This is a genomic window from Photobacterium ganghwense, assembly GCF_017329545.1.
In the GTDB taxonomy this organism is placed as follows: domain Bacteria; phylum Pseudomonadota; class Gammaproteobacteria; order Enterobacterales; family Vibrionaceae; genus Photobacterium; species Photobacterium ganghwense.
Genome location: NZ_CP071325.1, coordinates 1,776,218 through 1,795,340 on the forward strand (window position 1 = coordinate 1,776,218; position 19,123 = coordinate 1,795,340).

The 19,123-nt window shown below is 46.9% G+C and carries 17 protein-coding genes and 2 tRNA genes; 5 read left to right on the forward strand and 14 right to left on the reverse strand.

The window, feature by feature from the left end; translation table 11 throughout:
* Window positions 1-18 precede the first annotated feature (18 nt).
* Together FH974_RS08225 and FH974_RS08230 are read right to left on the reverse strand one after the other, a co-directional pair.
* Window positions 19-948 carry an ABC transporter ATP-binding protein gene (locus FH974_RS08225; protein ID WP_207103172.1) on the reverse strand — a complete coding sequence of 310 codons (930 nt, stop codon included), beginning with the start codon at window positions 946-948 and terminating at the stop codon, window positions 19-21.
* Complete coding sequence (locus FH974_RS08230; protein WP_047886664.1) at window positions 941-1,894, reverse strand: HlyD family secretion protein; 954 nt, start codon at window positions 1,892-1,894, stop codon at window positions 941-943. Before FH974_RS08230 ends, FH974_RS08225 begins: the two co-directional genes overlap by 8 nt.
* Window positions 1,895-2,214: 320 nt before the next feature.
* Between FH974_RS08230 and pdxY the strand changes: the two genes are divergently transcribed.
* Entirely contained in the window at window positions 2,215-3,069 is an 855-nt protein-coding gene (gene pdxY / locus FH974_RS08235; protein WP_207103173.1) for a pyridoxal kinase PdxY, read from the forward strand.
* A 132-nt stretch (window positions 3,070-3,201) separates the two neighbouring features.
* Here pdxY and FH974_RS08240 read toward each other — a convergent pair whose 3' ends face one another.
* From FH974_RS08240 to FH974_RS08265, 6 genes are all read right to left on the reverse strand, one after another.
* On the reverse strand, window positions 3,202-3,663 hold the full coding sequence (locus FH974_RS08240; RefSeq protein ID WP_207103174.1) for a methyltransferase family protein: 462 nt from the start codon (window positions 3,661-3,663) through the stop codon (window positions 3,202-3,204).
* 209 nt (window positions 3,664-3,872) lie between these two features.
* Window positions 3,873-4,298, reverse strand: a complete 426-nt coding sequence (locus tag FH974_RS08245; RefSeq protein WP_207103175.1) for a hypothetical protein — start codon at window positions 4,296-4,298, stop codon at window positions 3,873-3,875.
* A 158-nt stretch (window positions 4,299-4,456) separates the two neighbouring features.
* Window positions 4,457-5,737 carry an SGNH/GDSL hydrolase family protein gene (locus FH974_RS08250; RefSeq protein WP_207103176.1) on the reverse strand — a complete coding sequence of 427 codons (1,281 nt, stop codon included), beginning with the start codon at window positions 5,735-5,737 and terminating at the stop codon, window positions 4,457-4,459.
* A 117-nt stretch (window positions 5,738-5,854) separates the two neighbouring features.
* Window positions 5,855-7,753, reverse strand: coding sequence for an RICIN domain-containing protein (locus FH974_RS08255; protein WP_242551806.1), 1,899 nt, complete (start codon window positions 7,751-7,753; stop codon window positions 5,855-5,857).
* Between the two features lie 583 nt (window positions 7,754-8,336).
* Window positions 8,337-8,837: a GNAT family N-acetyltransferase gene (locus tag FH974_RS08260; protein WP_242551807.1), complete on the reverse strand. Its 501-nt coding sequence runs from the start codon at window positions 8,835-8,837 to the stop codon at window positions 8,337-8,339.
* Between the two features lie 54 nt (window positions 8,838-8,891).
* Complete coding sequence (locus tag FH974_RS08265) at window positions 8,892-9,788, reverse strand: LysR family transcriptional regulator (RefSeq protein WP_047886659.1); 897 nt, start codon at window positions 9,786-9,788, stop codon at window positions 8,892-8,894.
* A gap of 101 nt (window positions 9,789-9,889) precedes the next feature.
* Between FH974_RS08265 and FH974_RS08270 the strand changes: the two genes are divergently transcribed.
* From FH974_RS08270 to FH974_RS08280, 3 genes are all read left to right on the forward strand, one after another.
* On the forward strand, window positions 9,890-10,501 hold the full coding sequence (locus FH974_RS08270; protein ID WP_047886658.1) for a LysE family translocator: 612 nt from the start codon (window positions 9,890-9,892) through the stop codon (window positions 10,499-10,501).
* A 314-nt stretch (window positions 10,502-10,815) separates the two neighbouring features.
* Window positions 10,816-10,889, forward strand: a tRNA-Gly gene (locus FH974_RS08275).
* Window positions 10,890-10,921: 32 nt separating this feature from the next.
* Window positions 10,922-11,008, forward strand: a tRNA-Leu gene (locus tag FH974_RS08280).
* A gap of 97 nt (window positions 11,009-11,105) precedes the next feature.
* Here FH974_RS08280 and FH974_RS08285 read toward each other — a convergent pair.
* Window positions 11,106-12,371 (reverse strand): anaerobic sulfatase maturase, encoded by a 1,266-nt coding sequence (locus FH974_RS08285; protein ID WP_207103700.1) that lies wholly within the window; start codon window positions 12,369-12,371, stop codon window positions 11,106-11,108.
* Window positions 12,372-12,513: 142 nt separating this feature from the next.
* A complete protein-coding gene (locus tag FH974_RS08290; RefSeq protein ID WP_047886656.1) occupies window positions 12,514-14,109 on the reverse strand; it encodes an arylsulfatase in 1,596 nt (531 codons plus the stop codon).
* A gap of 394 nt (window positions 14,110-14,503) precedes the next feature.
* Between FH974_RS08290 and FH974_RS08295 the strand changes: the two genes are divergently transcribed.
* Window positions 14,504-15,976 (forward strand): diguanylate cyclase domain-containing protein, encoded by a 1,473-nt coding sequence (locus tag FH974_RS08295; protein WP_047886654.1) that lies wholly within the window; start codon window positions 14,504-14,506, stop codon window positions 15,974-15,976.
* Between the two features lie 182 nt (window positions 15,977-16,158).
* Here FH974_RS08295 and FH974_RS08300 read toward each other — a convergent pair whose 3' ends face one another.
* The 4 genes from FH974_RS08300 to FH974_RS08315 form a co-directional block, all read right to left on the reverse strand.
* Window positions 16,159-16,626 (reverse strand): hypothetical protein, encoded by a 468-nt coding sequence (locus tag FH974_RS08300; protein WP_047886653.1) that lies wholly within the window; start codon window positions 16,624-16,626, stop codon window positions 16,159-16,161.
* A gap of 401 nt (window positions 16,627-17,027) precedes the next feature.
* Window positions 17,028-17,609: an NAD(P)H-dependent oxidoreductase gene (locus FH974_RS08305; RefSeq protein ID WP_047886652.1), complete on the reverse strand. Its 582-nt coding sequence runs from the start codon at window positions 17,607-17,609 to the stop codon at window positions 17,028-17,030.
* 160 nt (window positions 17,610-17,769) lie between these two features.
* Window positions 17,770-18,309 (reverse strand): hypothetical protein, encoded by a 540-nt coding sequence (locus FH974_RS08310; RefSeq protein ID WP_207103177.1) that lies wholly within the window; start codon window positions 18,307-18,309, stop codon window positions 17,770-17,772.
* A 415-nt stretch (window positions 18,310-18,724) separates the two neighbouring features.
* A complete protein-coding gene (locus tag FH974_RS08315) occupies window positions 18,725-19,030 on the reverse strand; it encodes an NIPSNAP family protein (RefSeq protein ID WP_047886650.1) in 306 nt (101 codons plus the stop codon).
* Between the last annotated feature and the right edge of the window lie 93 nt (window positions 19,031-19,123).

The following is a 19,123-nucleotide window of genomic DNA, read 5'->3' on the forward strand; positions in this document are numbered from 1 at the left end:
TGACCTTCTCTTCCACTCTCATTGCCGTCCCTCCCCGCCGGTGGAGGTGACAAACACATCTTCCAGACTCGGTCGTGCCAGATTCAATTGTTCAGGACGCAGTTCAGGAAACCGACTGGTCATCCAGGCAATCGGATCTGCCACTTCTTTTCGCACCAGCACCCGCAGTCTTACGCCCAGCTGAGCGGCAGAGCGCACTTCTGCACATTTCAGCAATCGTTCCTTAAGCTGACGGAGCTGACTGGCTTCCACTTCCACCACGTTCACGCCCATTTCCTGCATCAGCCGTTCTGGCGGACCATCGGCCCGCACCACGCCAGATTCCATGATCGCCAGAGCGTGACAGCGTTCAGCTTCATCCATGTAATGGGTCGTCACCAGTATCGTGGTGCCCTGATCGCATAAATCAAACAACTGCTCCCAGAATTCACGCCGATTTTCGGGATCCACCGCAGAGGTCGGTTCATCAAGAAACAGTAGATCCGGCGCATGCATCGTCGCTGCAGCCAGTGCCAGTCGCTGGCGCTGACCACCACTCATTTCTCCGGCGCGCTGTCTGGATCGCTGATCCAGGCCATAGGTCACCATCTGCTCCTGAATACGAATCCGGCGCTGCCGCGCCGGTATGCCATAGATTTCACCGATAAATTGCAGGTTTTCAAATACCGAAAGGTCATCGTACAGCGAGAATTTCTGGGTCATGTAGCCAATACGGCGACGTAACAATTCTGCTTGTCTGGGAATCGACAAGCCAAGAACTTCCACCTCGCCAAAAGTCGGACTGAGCAACCCGGTTAGCATCCGCAATGTCGTCGACTTACCGCACCCGTTCGGACCGAGAAAACCATAAATACTGCCTTTCGGCACCTTCAGGTTCAGCCCTTCAACGGCGGTAAAATCGCCGAACTTTCGGGTCAGTCCGCTGGCTAAGATGGCATAATCACTCATCCGGCATCTCCACCTGCGCCGGCACCCCGGCAGGCAGTGAACGCGCCGAGTCCGGCAGATCAATTTCCGCCAGATACACCAGTCGGGATCGATCCTGCTCATTGAGGGCGTAGTAAGGGGTGAACGCCGGTTCGGTGGCTATCCAGCGAAGCGTGCCACTGAATGGGTCACTGACACCGTCGACATACACGGTCAGGCTATCACCAACGGTCAGTTTCACCCGATACGGCTCTGGCACATACACTCGGGCATACGGTACTGTGTCGGCCTGAATCGCCGCGACAATGGCATTGACGGGCACGCGTTCACCGACATTGTACGGCAGGCTGTCCAACACACCGTTTCGGGTCGCCACTACAGTCAAATCGTCGAGTACCTGCTCCTGCAGGGCAACTTCCGCATGGGCAGCAGCCAGCGCGGCTTCGGCCTGTTTTATATCTTCAGGGCGCTCCCCGCTGGTTAACTTCGCCAGATCTTCTGACGCTGACGCCACATCGGCACGAGCGGCATCCCGCTCTGCCCGGGCTTTGTCTCGCTCGGCGTAACTCAGCAGTTTCTGATCCACCAACCGGTTAACACGCCGGTAATTTTGCTCGGCTTCCCGTAACGTTGCTTTGACGCGTTCAAGACGGGCCGCCGAGGCCGCAATGTCTTCCGGTCGCTCGCCATTTGTCAGTCGCAACAAAAAAGCTTCTGCCTTGGCCTCTTCCGCCCGGGCCCTGGCCAGAATGGCCACTTGCTGCTTGGTGTCCAGTTTGACCAGTACCGCGCCTTGCTGGACGTAATCCCCTTCCGCTACCGGCTGCTCACGGATAATCTCATTGGCTGTTGCGGTCAGAGTGACCCTGTCACGCTCAATCGTTCCCAGTGCCTGCTTTGGTGGCTGACTGTCGCAGCCTGCCAGCGCGATCATCGCGACTCCCAGCCAGATTCCCTTTATTCCCATACGCCAACCGTGCTCTGTTGTCTATTTAGCAAAAAGTGTAGCGGGATTGCCCGTAAATAGAGTGGGTTAGATTCACACTCTGCGCATAAAGAGGTGAATGAAATGTCACTTTTACAACAACCTCTCCGTTCTGCGCATACTTGAAAGGCATCAGAAAGCTGAGAACATGCCACCGCCGTCTGACACAGGTACTCTCGCCATAACCAACTGCCACAAAACATAAAAACGCTAACAAGCGCTTTTTTGCGGGAAAAGATTGTGATACACCATGAGTCACTTTATTATCCCACCGCATAAACGTACCCCTACAGGATTTATTAATGAAAGGTATTCTCTCGATTCAATCCCATGTCGTATATGGCCATGCGGGCAACAGCTCGGCCGTGTTTCCGCTTCAGCGCATGGGCTTTGAAGTCTGGCCGATTCATACCGTTCAGTTTTCTAACCATACCCAGTACAAGGAAGGCTGGACCGGGCGCGCGTTTGATGCGCAGGACATTCACGCATTGGTCAACGGCATGTCTGCCATCGGCCAACTGGCCAATTGCCAAGCCGTGATCAGTGGTTACCAGGGTAGTGCCGAGCAATGTGCCGCGATTGAAGACACCGTCAAGAAAGTAAAAGCTGAGAATCCGGCCGCGCTTTACGTTTGTGACCCTGTGATGGGTGCCCCAGACAAAGGGTGTATTGTGGCTCCTGGTATTGCCGAGCAGCTGATCAACACCCTGATGCCAATGGCAGATATCATCGTCCCGAACCAGTTTGAACTGAGCCAGTTTGCCGGGATGGAAATCACGTCACTGGGCGATGCCATTGAGGCGTGCCGTGTTGCGCTGAACAAAGGACCGAAGATGGTGGTGGTTAAACACTTACACAGCGTGTCGGACGAGATGTTTTCAATGATGCTGGCAACAGAAGCCGGTTGTTGGCTGGCACAGCGCCCTCACCTGCCGTTTGATAAACAACCGGTTGGCGTGGGTGATCTGATTTCAGCCCTGTTCACCGGTCAGTTCCTGGCACAAGGTAATGCCGTGGAAGCTTTCGCTCACTGTAACGATGCGTGCTACGCGGTGCTGAAAGAAACCGCCGCCCGTGGCGAATGGGAACTGCAAACGATCGCGGCACAAAACGAGATCGTGACACCGGCGGAACGTTTTACCCTACAGGCGCTGTAACCGCTTTTTTCTTGGCTAAACTGTGGCGGTAAAAACGCTAGCCATCATAATGCCAATCAGCAGCAAAAAGCCCTGCATTGTAGCAATGCAGGGCTTTTCATTTAGAGCACAATCACTGTCCGAGTCAACAGGTCAGAGCCAACGCCTAACCTGTTGCAGGTATTGTGGATAGGAATCCGGAAAAACTTTTTCCAGCATGCGCTCTTCCGGCTTGATCTGAAACTGGGTCAGATACCATGCAAAGCCGACACTCAGCATGATACCTGCCCCACTGGCCAGCCAGCATGACCATGCCAGTAACATCAGTAAAAAGCCCAGATACATAGGGTTGCGGGTCACACGGTACACACCTGACGTCACCAGAGCTGATGAGGCATCCGGAGTCATTGGGTTCACCGTGGTTTGCGCACGTTTGAAACTAACAACACCGCCCCATGCTACGCCAATACCCGACAGCATAAGGATTACAGCCAGCCATTTCCCGCTCACCATCAGTCCACTGACCGGAGGAACGTACGCCGCAGCAGCACCTACCGCAATACCAAACACCAGTAACAACACCAAAGGTGGTATACGTAACTCTAATGATTTCATCGTTTATCTGCATCCATTCTCAAACAACTTGTAACCTTTCTGTATCTTACTTCAGAGCCTTACTTCAGTGCCGAGCTTCAAAGCTGAGCTTCAAAACCGAGCTTCAGCGCTTTCCGTTTTCTCTGCGCTTTCAGCATTTTTACTGAAGCTGGGCTGGGTAAGGTCAACCTTTCTTTTTTCCTGGCTTTGGCTCCGGGAACGCATGACCATTACTGCTCAGAAGGAGCTTCGCAGTATTCCTCAAATGCCTCTGCTGTATTCTCAAAACCGATTTTCTCAGCAAGCTCCCATGGGCGTTCGCACTGCTGGGTTGACTCACACCAGCTATAACCCGCCGAGGCTTTACACCCGTGTTCATCACTGTCGCCGCCCACTTGATTGTCATCAGCCTTCTCGTTTGAGCTGGCTTCTGCGGCAGCTTCCGGTTGTCCCGTCGACTCTGGTACATCTTGCTCCGGGGTATTGGCTTGCTCAAGGCCGTTTGCTTGTTCAGGACTGCTGACTTGATCAGCGCCGGGCGCTGGTGATGACTGACTGTCCTGAGCCGGTTCACCGCACCCTGAAAGCATCAATGCCAACGCAAGCCATCCCGCACCATACCATTTCACACCGTTTTTGCTATTCACCTGGTTCATTTCTGACTCCTGAATATTGACCAAATTGCGATGTTAAGACACTGAATCAGTGTAGTTTTATTTTTGAAAAGAAAAAAGCCACTCGTAGCGAGTGGCTTGTTATTATTTTCGTTTAATACGGTTTTTGCGGTTTAGACAATATCCTCGGGAAACCGCAATCAGTAGTGGAACCGATCCAATACCGCGTCCGCAACTTTCTCAGCAATTAACCGGTGTGTACTGGTCGTCGGGTGTGTCACGCCCCAGAACACATAGCTGTCAGAACCGTAGGTCGCGCAGTCATTCCTCAGTGAATGACTCATCAGGTAGTCTTTCGCGGAGTTTCGGTTAATATCCAGACACGAATCCGTGGCATTACGGAAACCAAACTGCTGCGGGTTCGCGGTCAGCTCTTCAAACAGACGGTGCGTGTCAAACAGTGCCACATTGACCCCTGCCATCTGATACTTCATCACCTCGGCTTTCAGGAAGGTGTTGTACGCTTCGATTTTCTGTTTCACTTTCTGCGCTTCGGCAGGATCCGCATATTTAAACTGCGGTGCTTTCGACGCATCCGGCAGGCTCAGAATGACAATGTGCTGCGCGCCATTGCTGGTCAAGCGATCCATTGCCTTGGTGAAATCACGACTAACGTCTTCAACGGAGCGGTTATAATTCACGAAGTCATTTAACCCGAACTCCATCGTAAACAGCGAGTTTTCCGGTCGGTAATTCTTCGCCATCTTCATGTAAGTCAGATAAGATTCAACCTGATCATGAATCCCGGACAACAGTAAATACTGAGTGTCGCCAGCGGCTCCGCCGACGGCCCAGTTATACATTGGCAAGCCCATTTTTTCTGCCAGGTATTCCGTCCAGACAAAACCGTTTGAAAAATGGCCCAGGAACCAGGTATTGCTGTTCGGGAATGTCCATTGTGACGCGTTGAAGAAATTCCCCGTATCCGAAATGCTGTCACCCAGACTGATCACTTTATTGATTTTCTCTGGCTGGTTCGGCTTATCGTTTGTCCAGAATGTGTGGTTATAGGAATAACGCATATCTGAAGCAGAGAATGTCAGATCCCGGGTGTCATGCTCAACCCCAATGGTCTCTTCACAGCGATCTTTGATGGTTTGCTGCGGTGTGTCCGTGAAGAACATATTCATCAACGACACGGAAGAGTACCAATATCCCGGCACAGTGTAATAGCTGCCGTCCGGATTTTTCGCCCACTCCCACTGTGTGGCAGAATCATCATGGTTGTAATGCGGACGATACCAGCAACGTACATAGGTGTAGGTATTGTCATTCTGCACCTGGCTGATTTGAGCGGCGGTAATTTGCTCGGCACGTACCGGCATTTCAGTGGCCATTATGGCGTCACCGACTGGCCACTCAGCGGCGGACAACAGAGTTGCGGGTAACATTAAAGCGATGGATAAAGCTGTTTTTTTCATTCTTATTTTACGTGACATTCTTGTTTTCCGTGAATAGATATCTTGCCAACATCTAGCCTGGCAACGTGACAGCCTGACCACATAGAAAGCTGGCAGACTGTCAATGGTCATACACGTTTATGGTCGAACGGTGCTGAAATCTGTAAACCGACTGGTATACAGAATCCCAACGGGTTTCTCGGCGGTATCGTCCAGCGTCACAATGGCCGGTTTTGCATCCGAAGCGCCTGCACTGGCATCAATGGCGTTGATCGTACGGTCATGATTGACGGTATACAGAACGTCATTGGCAAAGCTGTTCGGCTCTTGCCAGTACCAAACCTGGCTGTTCGGCGCGTAATCAGCATGACACTGATTGCTCAGGGTCAGCTGACCACCTGCACTGTCGAGACAGTGATCCAGAAACTTAACGCTGCGGTAACGTTGCTCCTGGTCATAAACGAACGACTGCGATGTGGCACCTTCCACACAAGATGTGAACGAGAGCTGTTTGTCTTCTCCCACAGTCAGGCACTGCGCACTGTCCTGGCTCAGATACGTCGATTTGATCGTGACGGCATCAGCCCCCAGGAACCACGGACTGTTCCAGTCAACACTGAGCGTAAACTCATCGTGGTAAGCCAGTTTTTCAAAGTCGCGGTTTTCCTGCCAATCTGGATCAAACGAGGTTTTCTCTTTCCATAACTGACTGCCGGAGGCATAGCGACGACCAATAATCCAGCGGTTGTGGCCAAACAACGCCAGCCCCTGCACCGTGGTTTTCACGCTGATATCTGATGCTCCTTCCACCTCTGGTTTCGCTGCGACTTTGGCAACAAAATCAGGTCGCATCCCACTCACTGCCAGAGGGTTATTCTGCTTCAGCTTGTCAAAGTCCCACGGTTCACCGTATTTATCGTCATAGTCCCAGCACCAGCCATCAGCGGTTCCTAAATCACAGAACCCCTGTTCTGCCGGTACTGCTGAGCCATAACGGTTATTGACGTAACGAATACTGTAACCGTCCGATTTTGTATCGGTGACCAGAGAAAACTCTTTCTTGTTGGTAATGGTGTATTTATCGCGAAACGTGTATTCAATGTCTTTAAGCGGTATCTTTGCCGAAAAACCTAAACCTAATTTAATACTAGTGCTGGTTTCTTTTTCTATTTTTGAATCAACCTGATCCTGCATACGCGGATATAAATCATTAAAATAAATCTGTCCTGATTTCAGTTTTTCTGCATCATGGACAAGAATATCTACATTTACCGAATCGAGATATTCGTTATACACATAACTGGTACTGCTGTTATGGTTCCAGCGGTAATAAATACTGGACCAGTCATTTTCCAGCCCCATATCAATGCCTGCCCCTTCGGCCAGTACTACTTCCACATATTTATCTTTATCACCAGAGCGAGAATAAAAGGGCGACTTACTGTAATAGCGCACTTTATATTTCAGTGTTGCGTTACCATCGCCCTCACGCTCCACTGTAAAACGGCGATGAAGGACAAATTCCATGACATTGCCATTTTCTTCTGCCAGCGCACGTTTGACACGACGAGATGGGGTCTGCTCAGCAGATTGCCCCAGATCATGTTCCAGTTGCTCGACCAGATAATCGATATCCAGGTCATCCAGTAGATATATTTCACGTTTGCGAATCTCACCCGGACGGGTGATCAGTAAATAACGGGTATCAACCCCGATACCGAGCAGGCCCATCGTAAAGTGTTTGCGCTCTGCCTCATCCAGGTGACCGAGGTTCAGAGCCAGATAGTCACAATCCGCGGGAATCATCGTTTCGTTGCCAAACAGATGGCATTCCTGACGGTAGTACGCCGTCGAACTTTGAAACGCGTCTGCCACGGGGTCTGGTAAACCCTTGTTCGCTAATGCTACTTCCGGTGAAACAGAGACAGAATAAGAGGTTTCCGGAATAGCGTCGGTAGACGGAGTTACAGCCAAGGCGGGACCAGCAAAAAAGCCCCCTATCAGTGCGAAGCCAAATGCCGCTTTTTGACCACTCAAGTAACGAGCCGAGTGATGAGGGAGATGATAAAAAGGTTTGTCACGGCCGCGGAGCGTAGCGCTTCGAATAGCCCTGAATAGCGTGTTGTGTATGACCATAGTTATTTCCAAGGTTATTGTTATTCACATTCGTAAGCAGAATGTGGGCGGATTTTATGCTCCGCCGGAATATACAACTACGGGCAATATTCACATTTGAGTGACTGCTGTAAAAATTAGACAGCTTTTCAACATGCAAGCGAAAAAATGCCAACCATGCATTGAAGGGATGATTTATTACCGTCACTTTGGGTCTGATTTATCACTAATCATCAGATTTTTGGTCGAATTTATGACTCATCACAGTAAATCATGTAGTCGATTACACTGTCGATATATCAGTATCCGTTACAGGAAAAAGTGAGTCATTCAAAAAGGACAATGGGTAATTAGGTGAATGAAAAAGGAAGAGATGCCCATAAAGTTAGCCATTTGCTATCTGCTTTCAAGAGCTATCTGTTTTATGAGCCATCCGTTTTATAGCCACGGATGACTGAATTGCAAAATAATGAATCACTTAATAGCTAAATCACAGCCGCAGCCTTCATAGCGATAACACAAAGTGCGTACCAGAACGATATTCGAATCCCAGCCTGATAAAAAATTGTCTGGAGCGCACATTGCCGTCATCAATATCAGCAATTGCTTGCTTGATGCCATAACGAGATGCCAGCGACAACAATGCCGTCACCGCTTCTGACATGTATCCCTGACGCCAGTAATCGGAATGCAACAGGCAGCCGATTTCAGCTTCCGTCCGGCAGTTATTAAACGAATGAATCCCGCATGTTCCAATAACCATGCCTGACCCTTTGAGTGATACGCACCATTCAAAAGATACCCCTTTGCGGTGTAAATTCGCGACACTTTGCAGCATTTGATCGACTGTAGAAATATCGGTGAAAACCGGATCAGCCGCAAACTCCATCACCGCCTTATCGCTGTAAATTGAATATAATGCCTCTCGGTCTTCATTCTGTATGGCTCTTAATATTAACCTTTCGGTGTCGATTATCGGTAATATCATCCCTGCCTGTAATGTCATAGACTCTCCTTCCGATGGAAATTTATTTATGTGACGTCATCCGTTTTATTAAAACTAGATATTCGCAATTTTAGCGCGCTCTTCTGGTGTCGGAATACAATCACTGAATTTTTCATCCAGCCAATGGATGAAAGTATTTTCAAGTTCAGTCGGCGCCGTATCCTGTCGCAATAAAATATAGTTATATCCCGATGGGTTAAAACCAAACGGGGCAATTAAATTTCCCCGTCGAAGATCATCCGCCACAAGCGGGTAAGGCCCCATTGCAGCCCCAAGACCGTCAACCGCCGCCTGAAGCGAAAAATAAAAATGCGCGAATGTTTGCTGACTGTTATTTGCAAATCCTGCGTACCCGGTACGACTTATCCATTCTGACCAGGCTTCAGGCCGTGTTTGGGTGTGCAATAATTTCACCTGTTCGATCTTCTCTTTCATTTCATCCCAGTATCTGGGCGCAAATACCGGCCCCACCCACTCTTCCGTCAGGTGACGTTTCTGATAATCAAACACGACCGGAAAGTCATCCCGACGGATGGCCATCGCAATACCGGACGGACCTAACGTTACCGCGCCTCCCGCCGTTGACAACCGAATGTCAGTTCCGGGGTGTTCAGTATAAAAATCAGATAGCCTTGGCATCAGCCACCGCATCGTTAACGTAGGCTCACAGGAAATATCCAGGCTCTGCTGATTCAAGCCAACCACGGTTTCAACCCCTGCTTCCAACGTAGAGAATGCCTGCCCCGTATATTCAGACAGGGTTTTACCGGCTTCTGTCAGCACCACATGTCTGCCCTGACGTGCGAACAGCGTAAGCCCCAGATAACCCTCCAGCACTTTGATTTGTTTACTGACCGCTCCGTGAGTCAGATTCAACTTCTCTGCCGCTTCCGTAAAACTGCTCGACAGCGCAGCCTGATGAAAAACATAGAACGATTTTAAGTGCCTCACTGTGAATTTTTCTCACACATTGTCCGAAATCTCTTCGATTATAGTCAGCCCTGACATTGGCTACAATCACCCTCAACCTAAACATAAATACGGAGAGCAACATGGATATTTGGGGTCTGGCATTGTTGGGAATATTAATAGTGATCAGTCCAGGAGCGGACTTTGTTCTGGTTTTACAAACCAGTCTCAATGCCGGACGCAAAGCCGGTGTATGGACAGCGCTGGGAATCAGTGTAGCAATCACCCTTCACATCAGCTATTCCATGCTCGGGTTAAGTTACTTTATCTCACAAAACCCGACACTGTTTGCTGCGCTGCGATACCTGGGTGCCGGCTACCTGATTTATCTTGGAGTCAAAGGACTGCTGTCAAAGGGTCAAGCGCTACACATTGAGCGCAGAAAAACTGAGGAACAATCCGGCTTTTATTATTTCCGGCAAGGGCTGCTCTGCAATGCGCTGAACCCTAAAACGATGTTGTTTTTTCTCAGTGTCTTCAGCCAGGTCATGATGATTGACACCACCAGCCAAACCATCCCGATGTTTTATGGTTTATATATGATTGCACTTCACGGTCTCTGGTTTTCAGCTGTGGCCATGTTACTGACCTCTGATGCCTGCCAGTCATTGCTGCTGTCTGCCAAAGATCATATCAATAAACTGTGCAGCGCCGGATTAATTGCGTTTGGGGCATCATTAGGATTGCTTGGCTAACTAAATTCTGACAAACACTCAGGCTAAAAACAGCGCTGTCCAGCGACACCACAACCGTGCCTTGCCATTTTGTGCATTCTCTTGCCATTGTGTGGATAGTTTTGCCATAAGGCATCGAACAAACTCGGTGAGGTTGTCGCTGGACAGACTGGATAAGATTTCGCCACACAAGCCATTGATAATGAATAAAAAACAAACGAGACAGGCTCTATTTACGGTAAAAGTGTGACAAATGTATCAAATTGATTTTTATCTCATTGCTGAGACAGACCATTCAGCACTAGTATCAATCCCGTAGTCAGACAGAACGTTATGCGGACATCGTATAATGGTATTACCTCAGCTTCCCAAGCTGATGACACGGGTTCGATTCCCGTTGTCCGCTCCAAATGTTCACTGACTCATCACTTAAGGTTTTATGCGGTGGTGGCGGAATTGGTAGACGCGCTAGCTTCAGGTGCTAGTGTCCGCAAGGACGTGAGGGTTCAAGTCCCTCCCTCCGCACCAAACCTTGAGATACCTTTCAGATAGCACTTTTCAAAGCTGACATTCTCTGTTTGCGTTCCTCAATCTTTTTAAGATGCATCCTTGCAGCTTTCACTTTCTAGCGTTTCTGCTGTTGAATCATGGTTGCAATACCCACCAAAATGGGTGACGCATACTCATAAAACGCTTTCAACCCAGAGCAAAGGTAGTTAAGCCCAATTTCGCCTTCCGGCGTTTTGATCAACCTGTTTTTCGGGCACTCTCCCCAACACAAATTCAAGTGATCGCACGATAAACAGTAGTCAGGCAAACTATCCCGTTTTGACATGCCAAACGCTTCCTGACGAACAGAAAACACCATGTGATTGAGCTTGTGATCTCGAATGTTACCCAGCTTGTATTCCGGATAGACAAAGTGATCGCACGAATAGACACTACCATCATGTTCAATCGCGAGCGCTTTACCACAAAACTCTGAAGTTACACACAACTGAGAGGGATACCCCATGGTTTGGGCCACGGCAGTTTCAAACAGATTGACCAGTACCCGGCCCAGATCATGATTCACCCACTCTTCAAACACCCCTTTTAGAAAGTTGCCCCAGTCATCCGGGTCAACAGACCAATCGGTAACCACAGACATTGGGTGACCCGGTTTACTCAGTTCTGACCCAACCACTGGCAACATCGATGCATTCCAGAATTGTGGCGCGGTTGTTTTAAATGCATTGGCTTCAACACAAGGCGTAAACTGAATGTAGGTGGCTCCCAACTCTTTTGTCAGGAACCGATAAACTTCAAGCGGAAACTTCGCGTTGTGCCGATTCACAACAGTCAAAGCATTAAATGGCACATCATGTTTTCTCAGGCACTCAACGGCACGCATAACAGCATCAAACGTCGGTTTTCCGCTTTTTGTTACACGGTATTTATCGTGAATCTCTCTAGGGCCATCGATGGATAATCCAACCAGAAAATGATGTTCTTTGAGGAACTGACACCAGGCATCGTTCAGCGCAATTCCGTTTGTCTGCAAGTCATTATGAAGTGTTACGCCTTTTGGCTGGTATTTTTTCTGCAGCGCGACAACGTTGCGAAAGTAGTCAATACCTAACAGCGTTGGCTCACCTCCCTGCCAGGAAAACACGATTTCATTGCCATCATGACTGTTTATATAACTCTGGATAAAGTGTTCGAGGGTTTCATCATCCATACGAGGTTGTCGAGGCTGATGCAATAGCCCCTCTTTATGGAGATAGAAACAGTACTGGCAATCGATGTTGCACTTAGCTCCCCCCGGTTTCGCCATTACATGAAACTGGCGGGCATAGCGTGCTTGTCCTGATGGGTCCTTCTCTGCCGTTTTCAGTGGCACAAGAGACATTCGGGTCGTATCGCTGGTTTGCATACGTCGCATAACATTACACGTCCTGTGACAAATCGCTAATCAATACGCAGAGCCCAATCACAACCCATTCACAAAAAAAATCACAAGTTAGTGCTTGGACTCTGCGTGCAGCATCATGCTACTGCTGTGTCTTTTTCATCGCATCTTCAATGGTTTTAGCCATATCAAATGTTGAGCCACCCTGTACCGGCGGGTATTTCACCAGTGACTCAACGTGTTGCTGAACCATTTCACTGATTGGTGCCAACAGCCACGACACTTTCTGAGTCAGGTGGCCATAGGCATCGATAGAATCATAACTCTCGAACGGGTCCGCTCTCAGGTTATAGACCTTAGGCTTGGCCTGACTAACGAGGTTGTCATAGTAGTGTTCTGCAGTCGCAAAGTGGAATTTCCAAGGGCCAACCCGGACTGCCGATAGCTGACTTTCAAAGTAATAAAAGATAGAAGTGCGGGCGGATTTGTCGCTGGTACCCTGCCAGTAAGTCAGGTTATCAACACCATCAATATATTGCTTTTTCTCATCCATCATTTTCTTGCCGACATCCTTAACACCGGCAGCAGAAGCTAGGGTGGTAAACAAGTCCTGATGCCCCTGAATACCGTTGAGCGTTTTTCCGGCCGGTAAGACTTTCGGCCAACGAACCATCATCGGCACCCGGACACCACCTTCATAAGTCGTCATTTTTTCGCCCCGGAATGGCGTAGTCCCCCCATGAGGCCAGGATGAATGCTCGGGTCCGTTGTCGGTGGTGTAAATGACAATCGTGTTTTCTGCCAGACCCCGTTTTTTCAGCTCATCCAAAATAAAGCCAATATCATCATCATGCTGAAGCATGCCGCTGCCGTAGAAATCATACTCACTGGTGAAATTTTCTGCGGCATAACGCCATTTATCATTGAGGCGGGTATATAGGTGCATTCGGCTGGTGTTAATCCAGGTGAAGAATGGCTTATCGGCTTCAATGGCCTTATCAATGAACGTCAGGGCCGCCGGGATCATTTCGGCGCGGTCGAAGTCTTTCATCCGTTCATTGCCCAGAGGGCCGGTATCGGTACACTTCTGCTTACCAACCACTCCAAAACGCGGATCTTCCGTGGCATCTTCAGCCTCTGTTGCAAAGCAATGCAGTACGCCGCGGGTTCCGAATTTCTTACTGTACTCTTCTATAGAGCCGGAATAGGCTTTCGCGAAATTCTGGTAATCGCGTTGCTCATGCTCTTCCTGGGTGTTGAGGTGATAAAGATTGCCGAAGAACTCATCGAAACCATGCACCGTCGGTAAGGCAAAATTGTGGTCACCCAGATGGTTTTTACCGAACTGACCAGTGGCATATCCCGCCTCTTTCAAGACTTCAGCCAACGTTGGAGACTCTTTCTTGAGCCCCAACGATCCGCCGGGCATCGCCACCGTTGTCATACCTGAACGTATCGGATACTGACCCGTTATAAATGCAGCACGGCCAGCCGTTGAACTCGGCTGCGCATAATGATCGGTAAACTTGAGACCCTCATTGGCAATCCGGTCAATATTCGGGGTGGTATAACCCATCGTCCCCTGACCATAGGCACTCACATTCTGCCAGCCAATATCATCACCAAAGATAACAACAATATTTGGTTTATCCTGCTGCGCCAACACACTCCCCGGCAGCAAGATACCAATAACAGAAGCTAAAGAAGTTAGCCGCGTGGTACTTATGGTCTTCTCCATGTGCTCATCCTTATAGATAAGTAAATGCCAAATGACATACTCAAGCATAGACGCCAATCACAAAGGGGTAGAAGACATGGCATGGTTGGAAAGAAAAATCAGAACCAGATTCAAGAATTCAGGGCTCAATCAGTAAGCCGTACAGCGACAATGACCCGTACTCTTCCTAAAACGGCGGCCGAAGTACTTGCATCAGCAGTCTGGAAATGTGAGGTAATTAACAGCCTTATTTTATTGAATCAACCACTCAAAATAATAATGACAATAATCAATAGAAGCAGAGACGCGTTCCGCTAGCATGATGCAAAACATGGCCAGGTTACTACCCCGGGTTACTACAATGCGGACGTTAAGATATTCCTCCTATTACCTTCTGACCAAGCTGTCTTTGCTTATGGGTATTCTTATCTTCTGCCTGACCCTGCTTCTTTCCGTTGGCCATTATCACAACTACATTCATTTACGAATGAACACCTACCACGACATGCTCAATGTCATTAAAAATATTTACCTGTTAGAGCTTGTCGTCAAAAGTGAACGTCAACTGACTTCCCTCTCAGCATTACTGGACAAAACAGACATAGAGAACGGCCAGTCTGCCATTAATCACACCTGGCCAATTGTGCATAAAATCAAGATGGAGGCTGATCATTATATCTACTTCTATAACGCACAGACCGGGAACATTGACAGCTACCCAGAGTGGAAGAGACCTGACGACTTCGACCCGGTTACCCGTCCTTGGTACGCATTGATAGAACAGCCGACCGACAAACCGTCATGGATTGGCCCCTACCCGGAATTTGGCAGCGATAAACCGGTCATCAGCCTGGGACAGACCATTGTATCGACCGATGGACGCACACTTGGCGTATTGTTGGTGGACATGTCGTTGGATTCCATCCACTGTGTCATGGAAAGAGTATCCGGCGGGTTAGACGTCGCGATCTTTATGCGCTCAAAAGAAAATAACGAGATGATCTCTGTCATCAATGAACAGCTGTTAAAGATTGAGCATATTATCCCTAATGATAATTCTGTCGCGCTCAGTGGGTTAACGCAGGGTGCACTTATACTGTATTCATTACCCTACCTTCCCTGGGAAATCGGGTTATACATTCCTGCCCACCGTTTCAGGCAGGCTTTTATGAATGAACTGGTTATTCAGGTCTTACCCGTAACAGCCATCACACTCATCACTTTTCTGGGCATTCTGTTCTTACTGAAGATTTTTTATCAGGAACTCAGACTAGTTGAAAAAGAAGTCCGCCGATTAGGTAAAGCAGCTCAGCCACACTCCGTTGCCTTACCGTTTTCTTCCTGGTTTGTCGAAAAAAGCCTCAAAGCCCTGAATAAAAAACACCAAAGCCAGTATCAGACATTACGACGAGATCCATTAACCCGCGTTTTAAACCGGCGCGCCTTTGATCAAGATAAAAAGGTGTTATTAACGACTAATCAATCTTATGCTCTGATCCTGATCGACATCGATCATTTCAAGCACATCAATGACAGTTGGGGGCATCAGTTTGGCGACACCGTGCTTTGCCGCATTGCCGAACTCATCGCGTCAGTCGTCGGAGAAGATCACACCTACAGGATCGGCGGCGACGAATTCGCATGTATTGTTCCTGCTGACGTTGAACACCTTGAATCAACCCTAAACAAAATACAGCACTGTGCCAGCCACCAGCAATGGCGCGAGACAGAATGTCCGATTACATTGAGCATGGGGGCGGCAATGGGGCCCGACGAGCCAACGACTCTCTTTCAACAAGCCGATGCCGCGCTGTACCAAAGTAAACACATGGGCCGAAACTGCTGGCACCTTTCAGCAGACCAAGCTGACAACCAGACGCCACAGTGACCCATTAATAGAGTTCAACGGCAGGTTCGTTCGAGTCCAGCACGTACTAGTCAAACCGACTACGGCTATTAGCCCTCGCCTCAGAGAAAATGAAATTGTACCAGCCACAGTGTTTACCAGTACAATCCATTCCTATTGATAGAATATATCAATAAATATCTCTGCTGCTGCGAGCCAAATAACTAAAAGGCGTGTTGCGGTTCAGGAATAGTCTTGAAGGTAGCGTCAAATACGCTTCGGTCACCTTCCGACAGGTTAACTTGAAAACCCACTGCTCTCTCATAAAAGTCGTGAGCTTTAGCGTCTTCTCCAACAATGTGGCAGGCATGACTGAATACGGCATTCGTGAAGGCCTGAACCCAATCAGCCCCTTGACCATCAAAATATTCAAACGCTTTTTCTGCATATTGAACACTCAACGAAGAACCATTTACACAAAGTGCTCTTGCAACGGCCAAATAAGCCAAATGTTTGTTCTCTTCCGTCCCTATTTCTGACCAATGAAAGAGTGAAGTAAACGAAGCGGTTAAAAGCCTTTGCTTGTCTTCATTACTCAAATCACCCTCTGAAAGTGACCAGAATTCGTTGTTACTCTCTATCGCAAAATAACGATGAAAACGCGAAACATCTTCCATATTCGGCTTAGCCATAAAACATCCTTATTATTAATTTCATAATTACTTTCAGAAAAATATCAAATGGACACACTAAAACATACCTTTAAAGTATATTAAGAAAGATTTATCCATTCTGACAATGGCCTAAATTACCATACCTACACTTTTAATTTCACAGCAGGATAGATACATTGTCACTGTAAATATTAATACCAGAAAACCTCAGTGAACTTAGTAGATATTGAAAGAAAGTCTACTCACGACATTATCTATAAATACATTTTCTGATTTTCATCACATTCCATATGTTCATTCATGAAGTAATTCTAATACCACTATGTGTGAACGGCTTATCACTTCATGTCAGAAAATTTGGAATCTAACCATAATGATAAAAGATGAGAAAGAGGTATCGAGTCATTTATGAGTTTCAACTAAAACTGAGCTTTTATTTTTCTTACGAAGGCATCAACTCGAGCTTGTGATGCATTTTCACTCTTATAAAACGACAACATTTCAAACTTACATCGCTTTGCACATGCGCCCAATAGAGCCACTTTCAGTACCCTTTTCACAGGCTGCCAAAGTACAAACTTGTCCACCCACCAGGGGGAACCCAGTGTTGTTATCACCTTTACTTCTTGAAGGTTGTCTAAACAAGGTGTAATCGCGCCCAAATCTGAAGCATGATTGTAGGCATGCCCCGGAGCCCACACACGATCAAACCACCCTTTCAAAATAGCCGGGAAACCAAACCACCACGTGGGAAACACCAATACTAGTGATTCTGCTTGCTTCAACTGCGCAATTTCCTCAGCAAGTAAAGTATCATCAAAATCACTTTGATAATAACTCAGCCTCTCTTGCTGAGTTAAGGCTGGAGAAAAGCTATTTTCATACAGATCAAGTAAAGTAATCTCATAACCTTTTGACTGTAGGTGTTCAATCGTATGTTTTGCTAAATAGTGACATAAACTTTCCTTTATTGGGTGTGATACTACTATCAAACATTTCATTTATTTTCCCTTTAACTTTTAACAACGATACTGTTTATAGATTAATGGTTACTATCAACAACCAGACATTTTATACATTCTATAATCACAAAGAAAAAATCCACATGGCGTCTTATGAGGCTATACAACATTTATCATAGACGCCATCAGTGTTATAAACTTAACCAGCACATGGGTTGGTAATGGATATATCGACTATATTTATCGTAGACTCGATGAAAGAAATACTATCTTTACTCCCTTCACGCTTGTAGCTGTTTTTTGCAGTACCTTCCAAACCAATATACAAATTATCAAATAACTCATTAAATCTAATATCTATCCGTTTACCAACACTGATATTGAACCTCTCAGATGAATATGATTTAGTCGATTCAGATGTAAAATACTCATAGTTAAAATAACCATCATTGATTGCATTCCCACAAAGATAATCTGCAAACATGAAGTCTGAATAAGAATTCTGGCTTCCAAAACTATCTTTTTGACTTTTCAGTTCTCCAGAGCTAAGCCAAAATCCGTTAACGTTATCATCAATAAGGACGGTATAGGTAACGAAATCTCCTACGAGTACATGGCTAATTTCTTTTGAGGTAGTATTGTCGTTAACTCTAGTTACGATTCCTTCTACGGTAACGTATACTGGTTCAGCACAAATGCTGAATGATACGAAGAGTAATGCAAATCCTGTTTTATTCATTTTAATCCCTTGTAACAAATAATCGAATGAAAGAAAAACAGTGAAAAGATGACATCAGTTAACCTTAAGCATGTATCTTAAATCAACTACATCCCTTAGATACTGTCATGGTAATACTCGGCAACAAAGAAAATAGTTAGCCTGTTTCAATCTAGCACAGTTTTTAAAAAATCAAACAAATAAGATAGAATATTAAGTTGAATTTCTTACTGATAAAAACAACCTTTATTACAAAGGCATTACCACTTCATTAAAAATCACGTCTGTAATTCTTATTTATTAATAGAAATATAATTATATGATTTCATAAAAACTAAAAAATATTAAATGGCACATAAGTAAAACATTTCAGGACAGTACTAAAATCCAAAATTACACATGTGCCAAATAGCTATTAAACGCTTCTCTTGCTTAGTTAGTCAAACACAGGCCTGAAAAAACTGCGCTCATAGCTGACTATACAATTTGTTTTTTCAGCAAACTTAATAGCGGCTATGCATTCATTATCTTTAAAAGAGTCGTTCCGATATGACTCATACTCCGCAAGGCTCGGAAAAGTAAACAGAGCAAGAGCGACGTTGTTAGCACCTTCAGATGGTAGAAAATAACCATTATGCTGACCACCAAATTTGGCGACAAGCGGTATCCACATTTTTGCGTATTCTTCAAACTCACTGACCTTCGCAGGATCAATGATATATCTCAGGTAACACGTAACCATTTAATGAACTCCTTTTCGAAATTTCAGATGCTCTGCCAGCGTATAACCCACGCTACGAAAGCTTGCACTAAAAAAGCCTCTGTACGTTTCAAT